This is a genomic window from Bacillus sp. ABP14 (assembly GCF_001831375.1).
GTDB lineage: Bacteria > Bacillota > Bacilli > Bacillales > Bacillaceae_G > Bacillus_A > Bacillus_A paranthracis.
Map to the genome: position 1 here is coordinate 4,873,500 of NZ_CP017016.1, position 16,011 is coordinate 4,889,510.

17 protein-coding genes are annotated in these 16,011 nt (G+C 36.4%); 7 read left to right on the plus strand and 10 right to left on the minus strand.

The features are described 5' to 3' along the window. Positions 1 to 6 precede the first annotated feature (6 nt). A complete protein-coding gene (locus BGI23_RS25520; protein ID WP_070807195.1) occupies positions 7 to 1,560 on the minus strand; it encodes a hypothetical protein in 1,554 nt (517 codons plus the stop codon). Positions 1,561 to 1,565: 5 nt separating this feature from the next. Beyond that, positions 1,566 to 2,054 (minus strand): zinc ribbon domain-containing protein, encoded by a 489-nt coding sequence (locus tag BGI23_RS25525; protein WP_070807196.1) that lies wholly within the window; start codon positions 2,052 to 2,054, stop codon positions 1,566 to 1,568. Positions 2,055 to 2,211: 157 nt separating this feature from the next. Here BGI23_RS25525 and BGI23_RS25530 point away from each other — a divergent pair, with 157 nt between their 5' ends. Further along, positions 2,212 to 3,831: an SWIM zinc finger family protein gene (locus tag BGI23_RS25530; protein ID WP_070807197.1), complete on the plus strand. Its 1,620-nt coding sequence runs from the start codon at positions 2,212 to 2,214 to the stop codon at positions 3,829 to 3,831. Beyond that, the gene (locus BGI23_RS25535) at positions 3,815 to 6,571 is read left to right on the plus strand and encodes a DEAD/DEAH box helicase (RefSeq protein WP_070807198.1); all 2,757 of its coding nucleotides are present in this window, start codon (positions 3,815 to 3,817) and stop codon (positions 6,569 to 6,571) included. The genes BGI23_RS25530 and BGI23_RS25535 overlap by 17 nt, the downstream gene beginning before the upstream one ends. Before the next feature lie 74 nt (positions 6,572 to 6,645). Here BGI23_RS25535 and BGI23_RS25540 read toward each other — a convergent pair whose 3' ends face one another. After that, positions 6,646 to 7,131: a VanZ family protein gene (locus BGI23_RS25540; protein WP_001080716.1), complete on the minus strand. Its 486-nt coding sequence runs from the start codon at positions 7,129 to 7,131 to the stop codon at positions 6,646 to 6,648. Between the two features lie 110 nt (positions 7,132 to 7,241). Between BGI23_RS25540 and BGI23_RS25545 the strand changes: the two genes are divergently transcribed. Continuing rightward, positions 7,242 to 7,466, plus strand: coding sequence for a DUF1659 domain-containing protein (locus BGI23_RS25545; protein WP_061529311.1), 225 nt, complete (start codon positions 7,242 to 7,244; stop codon positions 7,464 to 7,466). 67 nt (positions 7,467 to 7,533) lie between these two features. Next, the gene (locus BGI23_RS25550) at positions 7,534 to 7,749 is read left to right on the plus strand and encodes a DUF2922 domain-containing protein (protein ID WP_001197597.1); all 216 of its coding nucleotides are present in this window, start codon (positions 7,534 to 7,536) and stop codon (positions 7,747 to 7,749) included. A gap of 19 nt (positions 7,750 to 7,768) precedes the next feature. Here BGI23_RS25550 and BGI23_RS25555 read toward each other — a convergent pair whose 3' ends face one another. Further along, the gene (locus tag BGI23_RS25555) at positions 7,769 to 8,167 is read right to left on the minus strand and encodes a DUF4359 domain-containing protein (protein WP_000747726.1); all 399 of its coding nucleotides are present in this window, start codon (positions 8,165 to 8,167) and stop codon (positions 7,769 to 7,771) included. A 193-nt stretch (positions 8,168 to 8,360) separates the two neighbouring features. On the opposite strand from BGI23_RS25555, the gene BGI23_RS25560 reads away from it, so the two are divergent. Further along, positions 8,361 to 8,867, plus strand: coding sequence for a competence protein ComK (locus tag BGI23_RS25560; RefSeq protein WP_000997432.1), 507 nt, complete (start codon positions 8,361 to 8,363; stop codon positions 8,865 to 8,867). A gap of 55 nt (positions 8,868 to 8,922) precedes the next feature. Here the strand turns inward: BGI23_RS25560 and BGI23_RS25565 are convergent, their stop codons facing one another. The 5 genes from BGI23_RS25565 to BGI23_RS25585 all read right to left on the minus strand — a co-directional run bounded on the left by BGI23_RS25565 (position 8,923) and on the right by BGI23_RS25585 (position 13,475). Next, positions 8,923 to 9,393 (minus strand): sigma-70 family RNA polymerase sigma factor, encoded by a 471-nt coding sequence (locus BGI23_RS25565; protein ID WP_070807199.1) that lies wholly within the window; start codon positions 9,391 to 9,393, stop codon positions 8,923 to 8,925. 218 nt (positions 9,394 to 9,611) lie between these two features. Continuing rightward, positions 9,612 to 10,292 carry a YknW family membrane protein gene (gene yknW / locus BGI23_RS25570; protein ID WP_061529313.1) on the minus strand — a complete coding sequence of 227 codons (681 nt, stop codon included), beginning with the start codon at positions 10,290 to 10,292 and terminating at the stop codon, positions 9,612 to 9,614. A gap of 113 nt (positions 10,293 to 10,405) precedes the next feature. Then, the gene (locus BGI23_RS25575; protein ID WP_000054360.1) at positions 10,406 to 11,608 is read right to left on the minus strand and encodes an ABC transporter permease; all 1,203 of its coding nucleotides are present in this window, start codon (positions 11,606 to 11,608) and stop codon (positions 10,406 to 10,408) included. Continuing rightward, on the minus strand, positions 11,605 to 12,285 hold the full coding sequence (locus BGI23_RS25580; RefSeq protein WP_000631600.1) for an ABC transporter ATP-binding protein: 681 nt from the start codon (positions 12,283 to 12,285) through the stop codon (positions 11,605 to 11,607). Before BGI23_RS25580 ends, BGI23_RS25575 begins: the two co-directional genes overlap by 4 nt. Next, positions 12,282 to 13,475, minus strand: a complete 1,194-nt coding sequence (locus tag BGI23_RS25585; RefSeq protein ID WP_070807200.1) for an efflux RND transporter periplasmic adaptor subunit — start codon at positions 13,473 to 13,475, stop codon at positions 12,282 to 12,284. Before BGI23_RS25585 ends, BGI23_RS25580 begins: the two co-directional genes overlap by 4 nt. A gap of 372 nt (positions 13,476 to 13,847) precedes the next feature. On the opposite strand from BGI23_RS25585, the gene BGI23_RS25590 reads away from it, so the two are divergent. Next, positions 13,848 to 14,039: a helix-turn-helix transcriptional regulator gene (locus BGI23_RS25590; protein ID WP_001067018.1), complete on the plus strand. Its 192-nt coding sequence runs from the start codon at positions 13,848 to 13,850 to the stop codon at positions 14,037 to 14,039. Then, positions 14,040 to 14,552, plus strand: coding sequence for a DUF3278 domain-containing protein (locus BGI23_RS25595; protein WP_070807201.1), 513 nt, complete (start codon positions 14,040 to 14,042; stop codon positions 14,550 to 14,552). A 111-nt stretch (positions 14,553 to 14,663) separates the two neighbouring features. On the opposite strand, the gene pgtP is transcribed toward BGI23_RS25595, so the two are convergent. After that, entirely contained in the window at positions 14,664 to 15,998 is a 1,335-nt protein-coding gene (gene pgtP / locus BGI23_RS25600; protein ID WP_000477581.1) for an MFS transporter, read from the minus strand. Between the last annotated feature and the right edge of the window lie 13 nt (positions 15,999 to 16,011).

Genomic DNA, 16,011 nt, shown 5'->3' on the forward strand with positions numbered 1-16,011 from the left:
TCCCCCTTATTTTTTTCCTAACTTCATACCTGCGAATGTTAATGCGTACGAAAGAAGAAAACTCCCTACCATTAAATACAGCGTGCTACTTTGAATAGAGAACAATGGTCCGGAAATCCCAGCAAATTCTTTCATAACTTCTTTACTCCCTGAGGACTCAATATGAATTTTGGCCAACCCATTTACACAAAGCATCATCACAGTATACACCGCACTAAACACAGCAATAGTTACGTACATATTTTTCATTGGATATTGAGCCAATTTCACCCCCGCTCTAAATAGTAAAATGCATGGTAGTACAATTAATAACCCCCACCAGTGCATGTAGGAATTGAAATCATCAATTTCTTTTACTCGTTTAAGATTCGCTCCATTAGCGATTTCCAGATCTTTTAATGACGTACCATTTATTGATATTCCTGACGTATAAGATAGATGCAATGGACCTTTTTCCATTGAGTATCTTCTCATTTCTCTATCCATATCTCCCCATTCAATTGCTGTTGGAGCAAAGTGAGCCATATTCCACATGTATGGTGTTGCTTCTAATGAAATGAATGTTTTATATGTTTTCTCTGGAAAATCAATTGGTCCCACTGACTTTGAACTGCTAAATAAAATTGTAATAAGTATAATACCAAATGTAATAAGCAATCCTTTTAATACAGTTACCACACTATAATAAATAGATGTTGCATATGGAATACTTCGACTTATAGAAGATAATAGACGGTGTGGCCCGGCTTGAATACACATACCAATAAAGGTAAATAATAAACCAAATATAATGCCATACAATAAACTACTAACATGTGAATAACCAATACTGATTGTCATCGTTTTATAGAATTGAGAAATTGTCGTAGAAGAACCTGCAATAAAGCTAACAATACACAAGAAAATTCCATATACGATACCGATAACACTCGATGTTAGTAACTTCTCACGCCAAATAGCAGAAGGGTTACTTTTCTCTACAAAGAATCCAATTCCACCTAATATAAGTGCCGGAATTGCTAACAAGATGAACAATGGGAAATGAAGGATAAATGACATCGTATATGCCCCGCTCCCACTAACTTCAAGGCCTATTAAATGATACATTAAAATTAATGGTGCTATGCCAATGAAAGATTGATTAACAGTAGTCTCATTTAGCATACCGTCCATCTTTGTGAGCATCGTTCTCACTAGATCGTTAATCGCCGCATCGACAACTAAGCTACCAATCCAACCGGCTATAAACATACATATGATTGCAAGCCCACCACCAAGTAAACCTTTTTTCAAAGTGCTTCCAGAGGGACTTACATGCAATTGTAAACTTTCGTCTGGTAATCTCGTTTTCATTTCTTTTTTTATAATACCTAATAAGGAATCCCCACATTTCTCACAATATGTAGCGGTCCCTTTACTTTCCACTCCACAAGTTCGGCAATACTTTGAGTCTTTCGGTGCTAACGTAACTTCACTTTCTACACTACCTGTACTTGATCCATCATGTGTACAATAATTCGCTACATCCGATTGTTCTAAACCACAAGTTTTACAATACATGTTCCTCACTCCTTACTTTGCTTCATACCACAAACTGGACAGAATGTAGCCTCTGTTGCAATTTGTTCACCACATGAAGTACATGATTCATTTTCATCATTTTTTGATTGAAGGAGTAACTCATTTTCTTTCCCACACTGTCCACAAAACTTATCATTTACTGATAATGGGCCGCCACAGCTACATTGCCCTTTCTGTCCTTGATTCTGTAAATTAGCTATTTGCTTACGCGTATTATAAATAGCTACATCCAGCTCTTGTACTGGTTCTATAATATTTTTTAACACATCTACTCGAACTTCATCATTGCGGAGTTGCATATAGGCCGTTTGACCAAGTTCCAGCAAAATTTCCGTTTTCGCCTGTAGTTTCTCTTGCGTAATTTTCTTTAATTGCGCAACCTCTTGGGCTACTTGTAATTTCATCTTCCCTTGCTCTATTCCCTCTTGCAATTTGTTCATACCACTACCAAACTTCGATTGTAAATCTGACAAAACTTAATCCCTCCATAAATATATAGTAATATACGAAATTAACATTTTATATATTACCATGATTTTCAAGTAATGTAATCTAAATTTCATTTTTTCTGTTTTGAGCATTTTTTGTTTATAATGGTAAAGGAAAGAAATATGTGTACGGAGGAATATTATGCTGCAACACTCAATTACGAAAGATGAAATTATGATGATTGCGAATGAGTTCGTTCAAGGACTAGATCCACAGCAAACAGCTGATCAGGAACATGTCGCTACAGCTCGGCACCTATATCGTAGTGGTGTTGTCTACAACGTTGACTTTGATGGCTATACGCTATCAGGAACTGTAGATGCTGAAGGCAGCGTATATAGCGTCCATATCCCGATTCGTAACGTAGCTGAAAGCTATTGCGATTGCTTCGCACCAACGCAATGTGAGCATATGCTCGCTGTGTTACTATCGGCAGCGTCTAGTTTCGGGCAAGTAGGAGATGTATTAAATTTATTTAAAAATAATACGAAACCTTCTCTTCCTCCTATTCGAACTGCAAGACAAGTATTGCAATCATCAGCTTTTGAAGAAACGGATTATAAAAGTTGGCAATCCTATTTTGATAACGAATATGAATCATTTAAAAAAGAACAAGCTCGGCTTACTTATAAACAAATGTATTTTCTTATGAGTATTTTTACGGACTTCTATACGAAACTTGAGCGGAAGGCTCCGCGTATCGTTGTGATACATGAATTGTTCAGGTTACATGCAGCGCTTTATTGCTTTCAAAAATTATTAGAAGAAATTCAGGACTTTGAAGCAAATAAAACGTATTCTTATCATCAGCCTGTTAACGTCGTTCGCCTATTTGTAGATAAGGTGGAATCCATCGTTCGGGACTTACAATCAGAATCGATTCCTTCAGAGTCTAAATCAATTCTGCAAGAAACAGCTCGTCTCGTTCACGAAGTATTCTTCTCCACCGACGCCTATACGCAAGAGAGGTTCTTTATTTATCGTCACATATGGAGTGAACTGTTACACAATAACGAGCAACTACAAGAAGAAGAAAAACGAATTGGTACGAAAATGAATCCACTTTCCAAAGCATTAGCATCTTCTCATCTACTCTTTTTAAATGACGAAGATCGATTAGCGATGGACTTACTAAAAAAACAGCCTGCTTCTGTTGTAAGTCTTTACTTCTATTGGTTAGAAGAGTTATTAAATGCAATGAAATGGAATCGTGCGAAAAACTGGCTTTCCTTTACGTATAAACAAGTGAAGAAAACGATACATGAGCACGAAAATACAATTTTCATAAAAGATATCGTTCGCTTATTCGTCATCATGTATGAAACGTATGCAACTCATACAAATGAACAAGCTGGATTCGAAATGATTTTGCAAGAGCTATTACCATATAGTTTCGCAAACTATGAACAATACGTACTGGCGAAAAAGCAGTATCGCACATGGGCAGAACTTCAGCTCTTACACGGTTTTGAAGCAATTGAACTTTTGAAAGAACCGCTGAAAGATATTGAGAAGGAAGCACCAGAAGCAGCCCTTCCTCTTTATCACCTTGCTGCTACCGAAGCTATTGAAGAGCGAAATCGCAAATCATATAGACGTGCAGTTCGTTACTTAAAGAAATTACGTACATTATATAAACGATTAAAGCGTACCGATGAATGGGATGCTTTCATTATTCACATCGCAAACTTACATTCACGTCTGCGTGCACTACAAGAGGAATTACGGAAAGGAAAATTAATCGATGATCAATCAAACTGAAGTAACAATTAGGCTCCAGCACGTTAGTCAAGGTTGGTTCCTTTGGGGAGAAGATGATAGCGGTACTCCATTATCCGTAACAAGTTGGAAACGAAATGCATTTACATGGCACTCCACTTCCTTCTACGGCACGTTTCTAAAAGATGCAAGCTTTGAAGGAAGACAAGGGGTTATGCTAACAAACGCACAAGCATTTGAATACATCGCGAATAAACCGATGAACTCCTTTGCCCGTATTCAAATGAACGGCCCTATTACAGCACTTACGGAAGATGCGAACGAATTGTGGGATGCCTTCACAAGCGGTAGCTTCGTACCTGATATGGAGCGCTGGCCTAAACAACCATCTTGGAAAGTTCAAAATACTCCAATCGAAGATGAAACATTGGCATCTCTTTTCTCGTCTGCAGTAAATGAAAGCATATTACAAGATAACCGTTCAAATGACGGATGGGAAGATGCAAAGAGACTTTATGAACATTACGACTTTACGAAAAGACAATTAGACGCAGCACTACATGAAGAAGATTGGCTTCGAAAAATTGGTTACATTGAAGATGACCTTCCCTTTACAATCGGACTACGACTACAAGAGCCGCAAGAAGAATTTGAAATGTGGAAGCTTGAAACAATTGTTACACCAAAGCGCGGGGCACATCGCATATATGTATATGAAAGTATCGATTCTTTACCAAAACGATGGCACGATTATGAAGAACGTATTCTTGAAACACAAGAAGGATTCAGTAAGCTCGTACCGTGGTTAAAAGAAGGGGATACATTCCGAAGTGAACTCTTTGAAACAGAAGCGTGGAACTTCTTAACAGAAGCAAGTAACGAATTACTCGCCGCAGGTATTACAATCTTATTACCATCGTGGTGGCAAAATTTAAAAGCGACAAAACCAAAGTTACGTGTGCAACTGAAGCAAAATGCGACGCAAACGCAATCTTTCTTCGGTATGAATACACTCGTTAATTTTGACTGGCGCATTTCAACGAACGGCATTGATTTATCAGAAAGCGAATTTTTCGAACTCGTTGAACAAAACAAGCGGTTATTCAATATAAATGGTCAATGGATGAGACTGGACCCAGCCTTTATTGAAGAAGTACGAAAGCTCATGAATCGTGCTGATAAGTATGGACTTGAAATGAAAGATGTCCTTCAGCAACATTTATCCAACACGGCTGAAACAGAAATTGTAGAAGAAGATAGTCCATTTAACGATATTGAAATTGAACTGGATGGATATTATGAAGAGCTATTCCAAAAACTATTGCACATTGGAGATATTCCGAAAGTAGATGTCCCTTCTTCACTAAACGCTACACTCCGCCCGTATCAACAACATGGCATTGAGTGGTTATTATATTTAAGAAAGCTTGGATTCGGCGCATTGTTAGCTGACGACATGGGGCTTGGAAAGAGTATTCAAACGATCACTTACTTACTATATATAAAAGAAAACAATCTCCAAACAGGTCCTGCTTTAATCGTGGCTCCGACATCTGTTCTTGGAAATTGGCAAAAAGAATTTGAGCGTTTCGCACCGAATTTACGTGTTCAGTTACATTATGGAAGTAACCGAGCTAAAGGGGAATCCTTTAAAGATTTCCTTCAATCAGCAGATGTTGTATTAACGTCTTATGCATTAGCTCAGCTTGATGAGGCAGAACTTAGTACGTTATGCTGGGATGCTGTTATTTTGGATGAAGCACAAAATATTAAAAACCCACATACGAAACAGTCTAAAGCAGTGCGAAACTTACAAGCAAATCACAAAATCGCATTAACTGGAACACCGATGGAAAACCGCCTTGCCGAGCTTTGGTCTATTTTCGACTTCATTAATCATGGATATCTTGGCAGCTTAGGACAATTCCAGCGCCGCTTCGTCTCACCAATTGAAAAGGACCGTGACGAAGGAAAAATCCAACAAGTTCAACGTTTTATCTCGCCGTTTTTACTGCGTCGTACGAAGAAAGATCAAACAGTCGCATTAAACTTACCAGATAAACAAGAACAGAAAGTTTACTGTCCACTAACTGGTGAACAAGCTTCCTTATATGAACAACTTGTTCAAGATACGTTGCAAAATGTAGAAGGATTAAGCGGAATTGAACGACGCGGATTTATATTACTCATGCTGAACAAACTTAAACAAATTTGTAATCATCCCGCTCTTTATTTAAAAGAAACGGAACCGAAAAACATTATCGAACGTTCCATGAAAACGAGCACGCTCATGGAACTCATTGAAAATATAAAAGATCAAAATGAAAGTTGTTTAATCTTCACGCAATACATCGGTATGGGGAACATGCTAAAAGATGTGTTAGAAAAACATTTCGGTCAGCGCGTCCTCTTCTTAAACGGTAGTGTACCGAAGAAAGAACGTGACAAAATGATCGAACAGTTCCAAAACGGAACCTATGACATCTTCATCTTATCGTTAAAAGCAGGTGGTACAGGGTTAAACTTAACAGCTGCCAACCATGTCATTCACTACGATCGTTGGTGGAATCCAGCGGTAGAAAATCAAGCAACAGATCGTGCATATCGCATTGGTCAAAAGCGTTTCGTTCACGTTCATAAACTGATTACAACGGGGACACTTGAAGAGAAAATCGATGAAATGTTAGAAAGAAAACAGTCATTAAACAACGCCGTCATTACAAGCGATAGTTGGATGACCGAACTATCTACAGATGAGCTAAAAGAATTACTTGGTGTATAAAGTGAAACTTTAATCAGTGGGGGTCTTACTGCCCATTAAAGCGGGATAAACAAAAGGAGCTAATCTTTTCGAGATTAGCTCCTTTTTCTATTCCAAAACCAATTACTTATTATAATCCCTGTTAATCCGCCGCACGTATCTAGCAATGAATCTTGCCACATCGGTGTACGATCTCCCGTAAACCATTGATGAATTTCATCAAACGTTGCATATCCCGCAACGAAAAGGAGAGCGTATAGGAAACATCGTTTTCTCGAACAACCCGATCGATGAAATGCATAATACGTCAATGAACCGAGCATAAAGAACACCATAAAATGAGCACCTTTACGAAGGAAAAACTCAATAAATCCGCCTACACCTTTATTTGCAATGCTAACAGGTGTACCACCACCGTAATCGATAGATACCCATGAAAAATGCTCTTTCACAAACTCCACATTTACATATTGTTCAATATCCGAACGCATATCCTGCTTTTTATATGGTTGTGCCGAGGAATAGAAAATCAGCCCCATCCATAGTAAAACAGGAATCCAAAATAACCATTTACGATTCATTCTTCCGAAACCCCTCTCTTAGTCTTTTAAGCGTACCAAAAAAAAGAATAAATTTCACGCCAAAACATGACATTTGCATCCTATTTATATAGTGAAAGGGGGTGATAAACATGGCAGTCGAAACAATCGTAATGGATTTAACTTTACGTCTCGTCTTAAACAATGGATTAGATAAGAATGGAAAAACAGTTTTTAAGAACAAACAATTTAAGCGCGTAAAAACAAACGCAAACTTAGAGAAAGTACAAAACGTAGCACGTGCTCTTGCTTCTTTACAAGCATCACCACTTCACGCTGTACAACTTGTTAGCACATCAGATCTTTCTAACCTTTAAGGTGGCAATGTAATCAGTGGGGATGTCCCCACTGATTACAAGATAAATAAAAAGGAGGAAACAACGTATGCAAGTACTAGAATTAATTTTCGCGAAAGAAGATGGAAAAACAGTTGTCTTTTCTATCGAGAAGCCGATCACACCTATTGATGCACAAGTCGTAAATCAAGTAATGGATACGATCCTTGCCTCATCTGTATTTTCATCAATTAATGAAAATACCCGAAAAAAAGGAGCTCGTCTCGTAGAAAGGACTGTATCTGAAGTTCCCATTACCTTATAGACAAAAAGACGAATCTGCATCATTTTGCAGATTCGTCTTTTTTCTTCGGCATTTCAATTGGAATAAAGATTTTTGAAAAACCGACGCATACATATTTATAGTGTTCTCCGCCGATATCAAATTCCGTCTTATATGTTGAGAAGAATATATAATCATCTCGCTTCGTATAATGATCGATTAACAATCCAACTTGCGGCTCAACATATTTTTTCGCCAACTTCTTACCAGCCGATGCTAAATCACCAAGGAGCCCCTCTTCATTTTCCTTTTGAACTTCGTCTAGCTTCTTACTTACATCATTACGTTTCATAAACTGCTTCGCTGCCCAATCCGTATATTCACCTTTACTCGGATTACTATTTGCTAAATATACTAGAAGAACAACAACTAGAGCCATAATAATATACCTTTTCTTCATACTATCTCACCGCCTACTCTTTTCTATTTTCATATATATGTACAAGCGATGCAAATTAGAAAGACTATCATCTATTGATTGTAAACGAATAGCTAAAATTTACAATATGAAATAAAAGATTAACAATCAATTTACTTAATTCGTATATAATTATATTGAGATTATTATCATTTATAAAGGGGGAATTAAATTTATGAATGACGAAAATGCTATTATTATTTCTAATTCAACAATGATGTTAGAACCTTGCAAGCACCCTTCTTATTACACAAAAGTGATCGACAGTAGTGGGAACCATCTTTACTCCTGTCAAACCGCTCTCCAGCTCATAAAAAAATCTTGTTTAACCAATGTTCACTCTACTTATCAAGGCAGACGGAAAGCAGTTCAAACAAACTTTCATTTCAAACAAAATGTCCCGATTCCAATTAATCATCGAGAATATATTTGTGCTTTCCCAACAGAGTCTCCTTCTTCTCCAAACTGTATATGGCTGTTTTATAACCATATAGATGACATAGAGTTTTTCAAAAAAAGTAAAAAAGCTACCATTCATTTTTCAAATGGCACAACTACAACTATACATATCAGTCCCCATAAGTTAAAACAACAATTATTAAAAGCTGGATATGTATTATCACGTATGAACATGCAAGATTCACTACAATTTAAAAACCTCTTATTACATTTACTACCTTAACAAAATAAGTAGAATGGAAAGCAATATCCCTTGCCTTCCATTCTTATAATACTATTTATCCTCTTAAGCTATTTCGCATTTTCTCAAGTGCTCGCCGGTACACCCACCTCACTTGATAATAGGTCATCTCTGTCTCTAAAGCGATTTCCCCCATCGTCTTTCCTACAAAAAAACGTTCAAAAATAATATACTTCTCCTTCTCATCTAATACACTCATAAAATCCTTCACTTTCATTTCAATATCTTCAAAACGAAAGATATCCTCATACTCTCCTACACATACACACTTTTCTTGCACTGTGAATTCTTTTTTCAACCTCTCTAATATATAACCACGTACCGTTACAACTGCATATGCAGGAAAACTCCCTTTCTCCGCATCATACCTTTCATACGCATGCCAAAGGCCAATTAAACCACATTGATAATACTCTTCATAATCTTGATAAATCCCTAACTTCTTTATTTGATTTACAATCATTCCTTCATACAACACAACTGCCTCTTTAAAATTCGCTGGCTTCACACAGTACCCACTTCTAAAAGGTATACCTCTTTGTTATTCCGCCGGTACCTCCACAATATAAAAATAAAGAGGGGAATTCACTGTGAGTAATTTTAAATAGTATCGCTGAAATTTAAAATTACACTAGGTTGTATTTGAAATTTCAACGGCGATATTTGAAGTATGGTTAAAAATAAAAAAGGTGACTCTTGGAAGAGCCACCTTTTCAAAATAATATGTTATGCGCCAAAACCAGAAAACATACCGCCTAACATACTAAACCCAACTGTAAAGATAAAGAATATGCAAATTAAAATTGTTGCCTGCTTTTTACTTAAACCAGCAACGATATGCAAGCCTAGGCCAGTTAAAATTAAGCTCCAAATGTTGAAAACTTCAAATGCAGAACCAATGCCATATGCAATTGTTCCTTGCTCAAATAAAGGTCCTAAACTTGTATATTTATCAATGCCGTTTCCACCAAGTATATAACCTAAAACTACATTAATAAGACTACCAAGATAAAAAACAACATTAGCATAAATATAAATAGATAATATCTTCATATATGGAGTATCATTGCTCATAAACATCATAATCACTTTATAAAATCCTGCTACTACGAAAAGACCAATAGCTGTTCCAATTAGCCCCCCAAAAGCTCCAATACCAAGTGTAGTTCCTTTCATTATCCCTGTCGTATCTTCTTTAAGTAGCTTTGCCATATCCGGATTATTAATTAACCCTAAGTAAGCTGCCACTGTTGAAAAGATAGTCCCCATTACAAGAAATAAGAAAAAACCTCCCCAAACCGGACTTTTCGTCTTCATTCTCTCAAACTGTTCACCTGGAGAAGTAATCATTCCAAATAATGATGGCTTTTTTGAACCTACATCTTGCGTATTAATATTTGCTTCCATTATAACGCCTCCTTCTATGTATATAACCCGTTCTAACGGGCGGTTCACTTCCTCACATAGAGGCTACGAACCGCCCACTAGAACGGTAATGTTTAGTTCTACTACACTAGTAATTACTCATAACGTAATGCTTCAATTGGATCTAATTTCGCAGCTTTATTTGCTGGAATTAATCCGAAAATAATGCCGAGTGTCATCGAGAATAATACGCCGCCAACGACAACTTCCCATGAAACAAGAGGTGGCCATTTTGCAAACGTGGAAACGATATATGCTCCGCCATATCCAAGACCAATTCCAATTAAACCACCTAGAAGTGTTAACATAACTGCTTCAATTAAAAACTGTAATAAAATTTTACTACGTGTTGCTCCAAGTGCTTTACGTATCCCAATTTCGCGCGTACGCTCCGTTACAGATACGAGCATAATGTTCATAACGCCAATACCACCAACGACTAATGAAATACCCGCGATACCACCGATAATCATCGTCATAATATTAGTTACTTTAGAAACATTTTCTTGGAATTCTTTTAAATTCACCAGTTCATATTTACCTGGAATTTCACTTGGCTTACGACTATTTAATACATCCACAGCCTGTTTCCCAGCTGCTTCTAAATCATCTACATTTTTAGCTTGAATTGCGATATTTTGAATATTATCTGTTCCGAATAAAACAGGCCATAACGTAAGAGGGATTAATGCTTCTTCCATTTCAAATCCCATAAACTCATTATCAGATGTATACACACCGACAATTTGCATTGGCTGCCCCTTCATCTCAATAATTTGTCCAACTGGGTTTACGTCCTTAAATAACGTTTCTTCTGTTTTTGTACTAATCATCATAACGTTATTTGCATGAGTAATATCTGATTCACTTAAAGTACGTCCCTTTACGACCTTTACTTTATTAACGGCAAAATATTCATTATCAAGACCAATAACATTCAGATTTGCCTTTTTATCATTTACATCAAGTATCTCCATTCCCTGATTTGTTGTAATAACGTGGGATACATCCTTCACTTGTTTTACTTCCATAATATCTTCTTCCGTTAACTTCGGTATTTCATGCCCGCCCATATTAAACTCATCATTAATATCTGCTTTAAATTGAATTGGCATAAGATTATTACCGCCAGAACCTGCGAATTTCGACTTCAGCATCGCTTCTCCGCCTTGCCCAATTGCAACGACAGTAATAATAGAACCAACGCCGATAATAATACCGAGCATCGTAAGAGCTGAACGCAGTTTATGAGCTAAAATAGAAGAGAGGGCAATTTTTATACTATCTAGTAAACTCATACCGCACACCTTCTATCTTCTGTAATTTTCCCGTCTCGCAGTACAATGCGTCGGGAAGAATACGCTGCTACTTCCTCTTCATGCGTAACCATAACAATTGTTGTACCTTCCGCATTAAGCTTCGTGAAAATATCCATAACTTGCTCACCAGACTTCGTATCAAGTGCACCAGTCGGCTCATCGGCCATAATGAACGTTGGATTATTCGCAATCGCTCTTGCAATTGCGACACGCTGCTTCTGTCCACCTGACAATTCGTTCGGTAAATGATGCACGCGGTCTGCTAATCCGACTTTACCAAGCGCCTCTAAGGCACGCTTGCGACGTTCTGCTTTCTTTATGCCACCATATACGAGCGGAAGCTCAACATTTTCGACTGCTGAAAGACGCGGAAGCAAATTAAAGTGCTGAAACACAAAACCGATATATTCATTACGAATTAAAGCAAGCTTTGACTCGTCTGCTGTTAAGATATTCACATCATTCAGCATATATTCGCCTTCTGTTGGACGATCTAAACAACCGATAATATTCATAAGCGTTGATTTACCAGAACCAGACGGTCCCATAATCGAAACGAACTCGCCGCTCTGAATCGTTAAACTAATACCGTGCAAAATCGGCACTGCCAATTTTCCTTGATAATACGTTTTAGCAATATGGTTTAACGTAATCATTTCTCTTTCACTTCCATTCCGTCATACACATCGTCGGAAGGATTTTTAACCACCTTTTGCCCCACTGTTACGCCTTCAGTAATCTCTGTCCAGTCTCCATCAGTAGAACCTTTTTTCACATTTTGTTTACGAAGCTTTCCTTTATCCTCAACATAAACAAATGCATCACCGTCTTTTTCTACAATGCTCTTAGTCGGAACAGCAACCATCTTCTTATTCTCTAAATTTACTTGCAGAGAAACGTGATAACCTGGGGATAAACCATCTTGACTATCAAGACTTGCTTTATATGTATATTGAGACATATTTTGAGTCGCTTCACCCATACCGCCAGCTTGCGCCATCTCTGCACTTGTTGGGAATTCACTTACTTCTGTAATCTTACCTGTCCACTTCTTCTTATTATTTGCTTTCGCAGTTACAGTAAATGTTTGATCCTTTTGAATTTGTGATTTTTGAAGCTCCGTTAACGTACCTTGAATTTGGAATGGATCTTTAGAAGCCACTTGTAAAAATGCTTTCCCTTGACCACCTAACGCTTGAGATGAACTTTGCGCCGCATCCTTATCTAACTTTTGAACAACGCCAGCAAAGTTACTATAAATCGTAAGCTCTTTTTGCTTTTTACTTAATTCTTCTTTCTGCAACTTCCCTTTTTCTTTCTCAAGATCCGTTGTTTTTTGCGCTATCTCCAACTCACTTACTTGCTCTTCCATCGGATCTGTTACTTCTTTCCCAGCTCCGCTATCTTTCGCTTTCTTAATTTCTTTCTTCAGCGAATCAATCTTCTTTTTCCCTTGATCATAACGCATATCTGCCATCTTCTGATCCAGCTCAGCTTGCTTCATTTGAAGATTAATCTCTTCATTATCATAAGAGAATAACTTCGCACCTTTCTCTACCTCTTGTCCTTCTTTTACCTCAATATCTTTCACTTTTCCTTTGGCCGGATCCGCATAAAAACTTTCAATATTCCCAGGCTTCACCTGACCAGAAATTAACTTCGTATTATTCAGCTTTCGCTCTGTTACCTTCTCGAAACTTACAGCATCAGCCGATGTTGATGCCCCCTTCTTCTTCCCTTGCATTACAAAAATATTAATTGCTGCTACAATAACAATTAGTGCAATAACCCCGATAATAATCCATTTCTTCTTCTTGTTTGGAGTACGAACCGTATTTGGTACCATATTCTCTCTCCTTTTTATAACTTAATAGTTTAATATAAAATTGTATAAAACTTTCTGAAAATGAATTACATATTATTACATTCTTTTTACAAAGTTTTACACATCCATTTATATTGTAACAAAAATTCCAATGATTAGAAATATGACATTATGTCTTTTAAGATAGATTTAAGGAAAGATTATAGTAATATAAGAAAAGCTATCGTTTATTAATAAACTTCTCACAAAGATAAATTATTAAAATTATTTTCCTAATTGCATCACTATCATTTTTGTCATATATATTTGACTTTTCATTTATTCAATTATAAAATGTCACATATACATGACATTCTGGTACACAAGGTACAACTATTAATAGGAGGTTTATATTTGAATAACGTTAAACAATATCGAAAATCTGAAGGTCTATCGCAGCTAGAATTAGCTAAAAGAGTTAAAGTGGCGAGACAGACAATAAACTTAATTGAAAACAATAAATATAATCCCTCTTTAGCCTTATGTATCGAATTAGCAAAAGCACTAAAAACAGATTTAAACAGTCTATTTTGGGAGGGAGATTAAATGATGAAAATTGAATGGAAAGAAAGAGTTTATAATAGTTTTGTTGGAACAATGAGTGAGCGAGATGAATATCAAAAACAAGAAATCAATAAAGAATTATCTGTGGCTGGAATTGGTTTATGGTGGCTAAATATGTTGGTCATGCTTATTATGTTACTTGTTGATACTATGAACCACACAATATCTACAGGGACTATATTAATTTTTCTATCTAATATGATTTACGCTAATTATTTAGCCTTTAAATTTAAGAAAAAAGGTTTAAGTGATACTGAATGCGCAACAAAAGAAGAATACTTACAACACAAGAAAAAATTAAGAAAAGCTGGCTTAAAAGCAGGTTTGCTTTGGGGCTTTCAAATGTTTGTTTTTATGAATTATATCCTTCCCTATGTAGGTTCGGAGGAAATCTCTATTTCTTTATTTAAAGTTGTAATTTTCATCTGTGGCGGCGGATTTTTTGGTCTAACTATGTACGTAATTGGTTTATTAAATCTAAAAAAATTATATTAATTAATAAAAATCATTTACATATTAAACTGCAATTTTACATACTGATTTTCCTCGTATAAAAATATAAAAGCTATCCAGTATATAAACTGGATAGCTTTTTAAAATGAAATATTATGCTACTTTAGAAGCTTTTCTCTCATGTCCTATTTGAACAATCAATAAGAATATTGTTGATAAAATACCACCTGCTAACAGTAACATGAAGCAACCATCCCAGCCAGAACGATCAACAATAATACCAATTGCGGCGTTTGCTATGAAACTTCCTCCAACATAACCGAACAGACCACACATACCAACTGTCGTACCTACTGCAAATTTCGGTACTAATTCCATTGCACTTAAACCGATTAAGAATTGTGGTACATAAATTAAACAACCAATAATAGAAACTGCAATACTCACAACTATAATATTAGTTGCTTGCCAATACACGATTGTTCCAACAACAACCCCAGCCATACTTATAACACATAACGGCATACGTTTCCCTTTGAATAATTTATCACTTAAAAAACCGACAATTAAAGAACTTGGAATCGCTGCTGTTTCAAATATTGAATACGCAAAATGCGCCTCTGTTTTTGTAAAACCTTTAACTGTTGTTAAATAAATTGGTACCCAGTTAATAACACCGAAACGAATTAAGTAAACAAATGCATTCGCAATACATAAGAACCATACAAATTTATTTTTCACTACATACTTCATTAAGATTTCTTTTGGTGACATCTTGTTAGCGTTATCTACTTTTTCAAGCTCTTCATAGTCATTACGATATTCATCAATTGGCGGAAGACCTTCTGATTCTGGTGTATCTTTCGCATTAATCCAAACAAGAACTGCAATTACCATTGCGATAATCGCTGGGAAAATAAATACGCCACCTTGCCAATGACTTTCCCCAAAAATACCTACACCAATTCCAATGAATGGCGGAACAAGTAGTGCTCCAACGTTATGTGAAATATTCCAAAGACCTGTTTTCGTACCGCGTTCTTTCTTTGAAAACCATTTCGTCATAACGATACTACAAGGTGGTGCACCCATACCTTGTACAATACCGTTTAGAACAAGTAGTGTTAAAATCATCCCAAAGGAAGATGCATAGCCGAAACAAATATTAACAAGTCCAGATAAAAATAAACCTACTGCAATAAATCGTTGAGCAAATGCCTTATCAGATAAATTACCCATAAAGAATTTACTAAGTCCGTAAACAACAGCCATTACTGCACCCAATAACCCAATTTGTGTAGTGCTAAATCCGAACTCATCAACTAAATATGTAGTAGATAAATTAAAATTACTACGAACTAAATAATAAGCAGCATATCCAACTGAAATTCCGATTAACACACGAATACGTAGTAATCGATATACACGGTCGATCATATCCGCAGGCAATCTTTCAATTGCAGGTGCTGGCTTGAGCCATTTAAACATATTCTTTCGTCTC

Bases quoted from the DNA above. Each gene is read 5' to 3' on its own strand.
- BGI23_RS25560 (WP_000997432.1), top strand. From the start codon at position 8,361: ATGAATGACGAAAATGCTATTATTATTTCTAATTCAACAATGATGTTA.
- BGI23_RS25530 (WP_070807197.1), top strand. From the start codon at position 2,212: ATGCTGCAACACTCAATTACGAAAGATGAAATTATGATGATTGCGAAT.
- BGI23_RS25535 (WP_070807198.1), top strand. From the start codon at position 3,815: ATGATCAATCAAACTGAAGTAACAATTAGGCTCCAGCACGTTAGTCAA.
- BGI23_RS25550 (WP_001197597.1), top strand. From the start codon at position 7,534: ATGCAAGTACTAGAATTAATTTTCGCGAAAGAAGATGGAAAAACAGTT.
- BGI23_RS25540 (WP_001080716.1), bottom strand. From the start codon at position 7,131: ATGAATCGTAAATGGTTATTTTGGATTCCTGTTTTACTATGGATGGGG.
- pgtP (WP_000477581.1), bottom strand. From the start codon at position 15,998: ATGTTTAAATGGCTCAAGCCAGCACCTGCAATTGAAAGATTGCCTGCG.
- BGI23_RS25520 (WP_070807195.1), bottom strand. From the start codon at position 1,560: ATGTATTGTAAAACTTGTGGTTTAGAACAATCGGATGTAGCGAATTAT.
- BGI23_RS25555 (WP_000747726.1), bottom strand. From the start codon at position 8,167: ATGAAGAAAAGGTATATTATTATGGCTCTAGTTGTTGTTCTTCTAGTA.
- BGI23_RS25585 (WP_070807200.1), bottom strand. From the start codon at position 13,475: ATGGTACCAAATACGGTTCGTACTCCAAACAAGAAGAAGAAATGGATT.
- BGI23_RS25595 (WP_070807201.1), top strand. From the start codon at position 14,040: ATGATGAAAATTGAATGGAAAGAAAGAGTTTATAATAGTTTTGTTGGA.
- BGI23_RS25575 (WP_000054360.1), bottom strand. From the start codon at position 11,608: ATGAGTTTACTAGATAGTATAAAAATTGCCCTCTCTTCTATTTTAGCT.
- BGI23_RS25545 (WP_061529311.1), top strand. From the start codon at position 7,242: ATGGCAGTCGAAACAATCGTAATGGATTTAACTTTACGTCTCGTCTTA.
- BGI23_RS25580 (WP_000631600.1), bottom strand. From the start codon at position 12,285: ATGATTACGTTAAACCATATTGCTAAAACGTATTATCAAGGAAAATTG.
- yknW (WP_061529313.1), bottom strand. From the start codon at position 10,292: ATGGAAGCAAATATTAATACGCAAGATGTAGGTTCAAAAAAGCCATCA.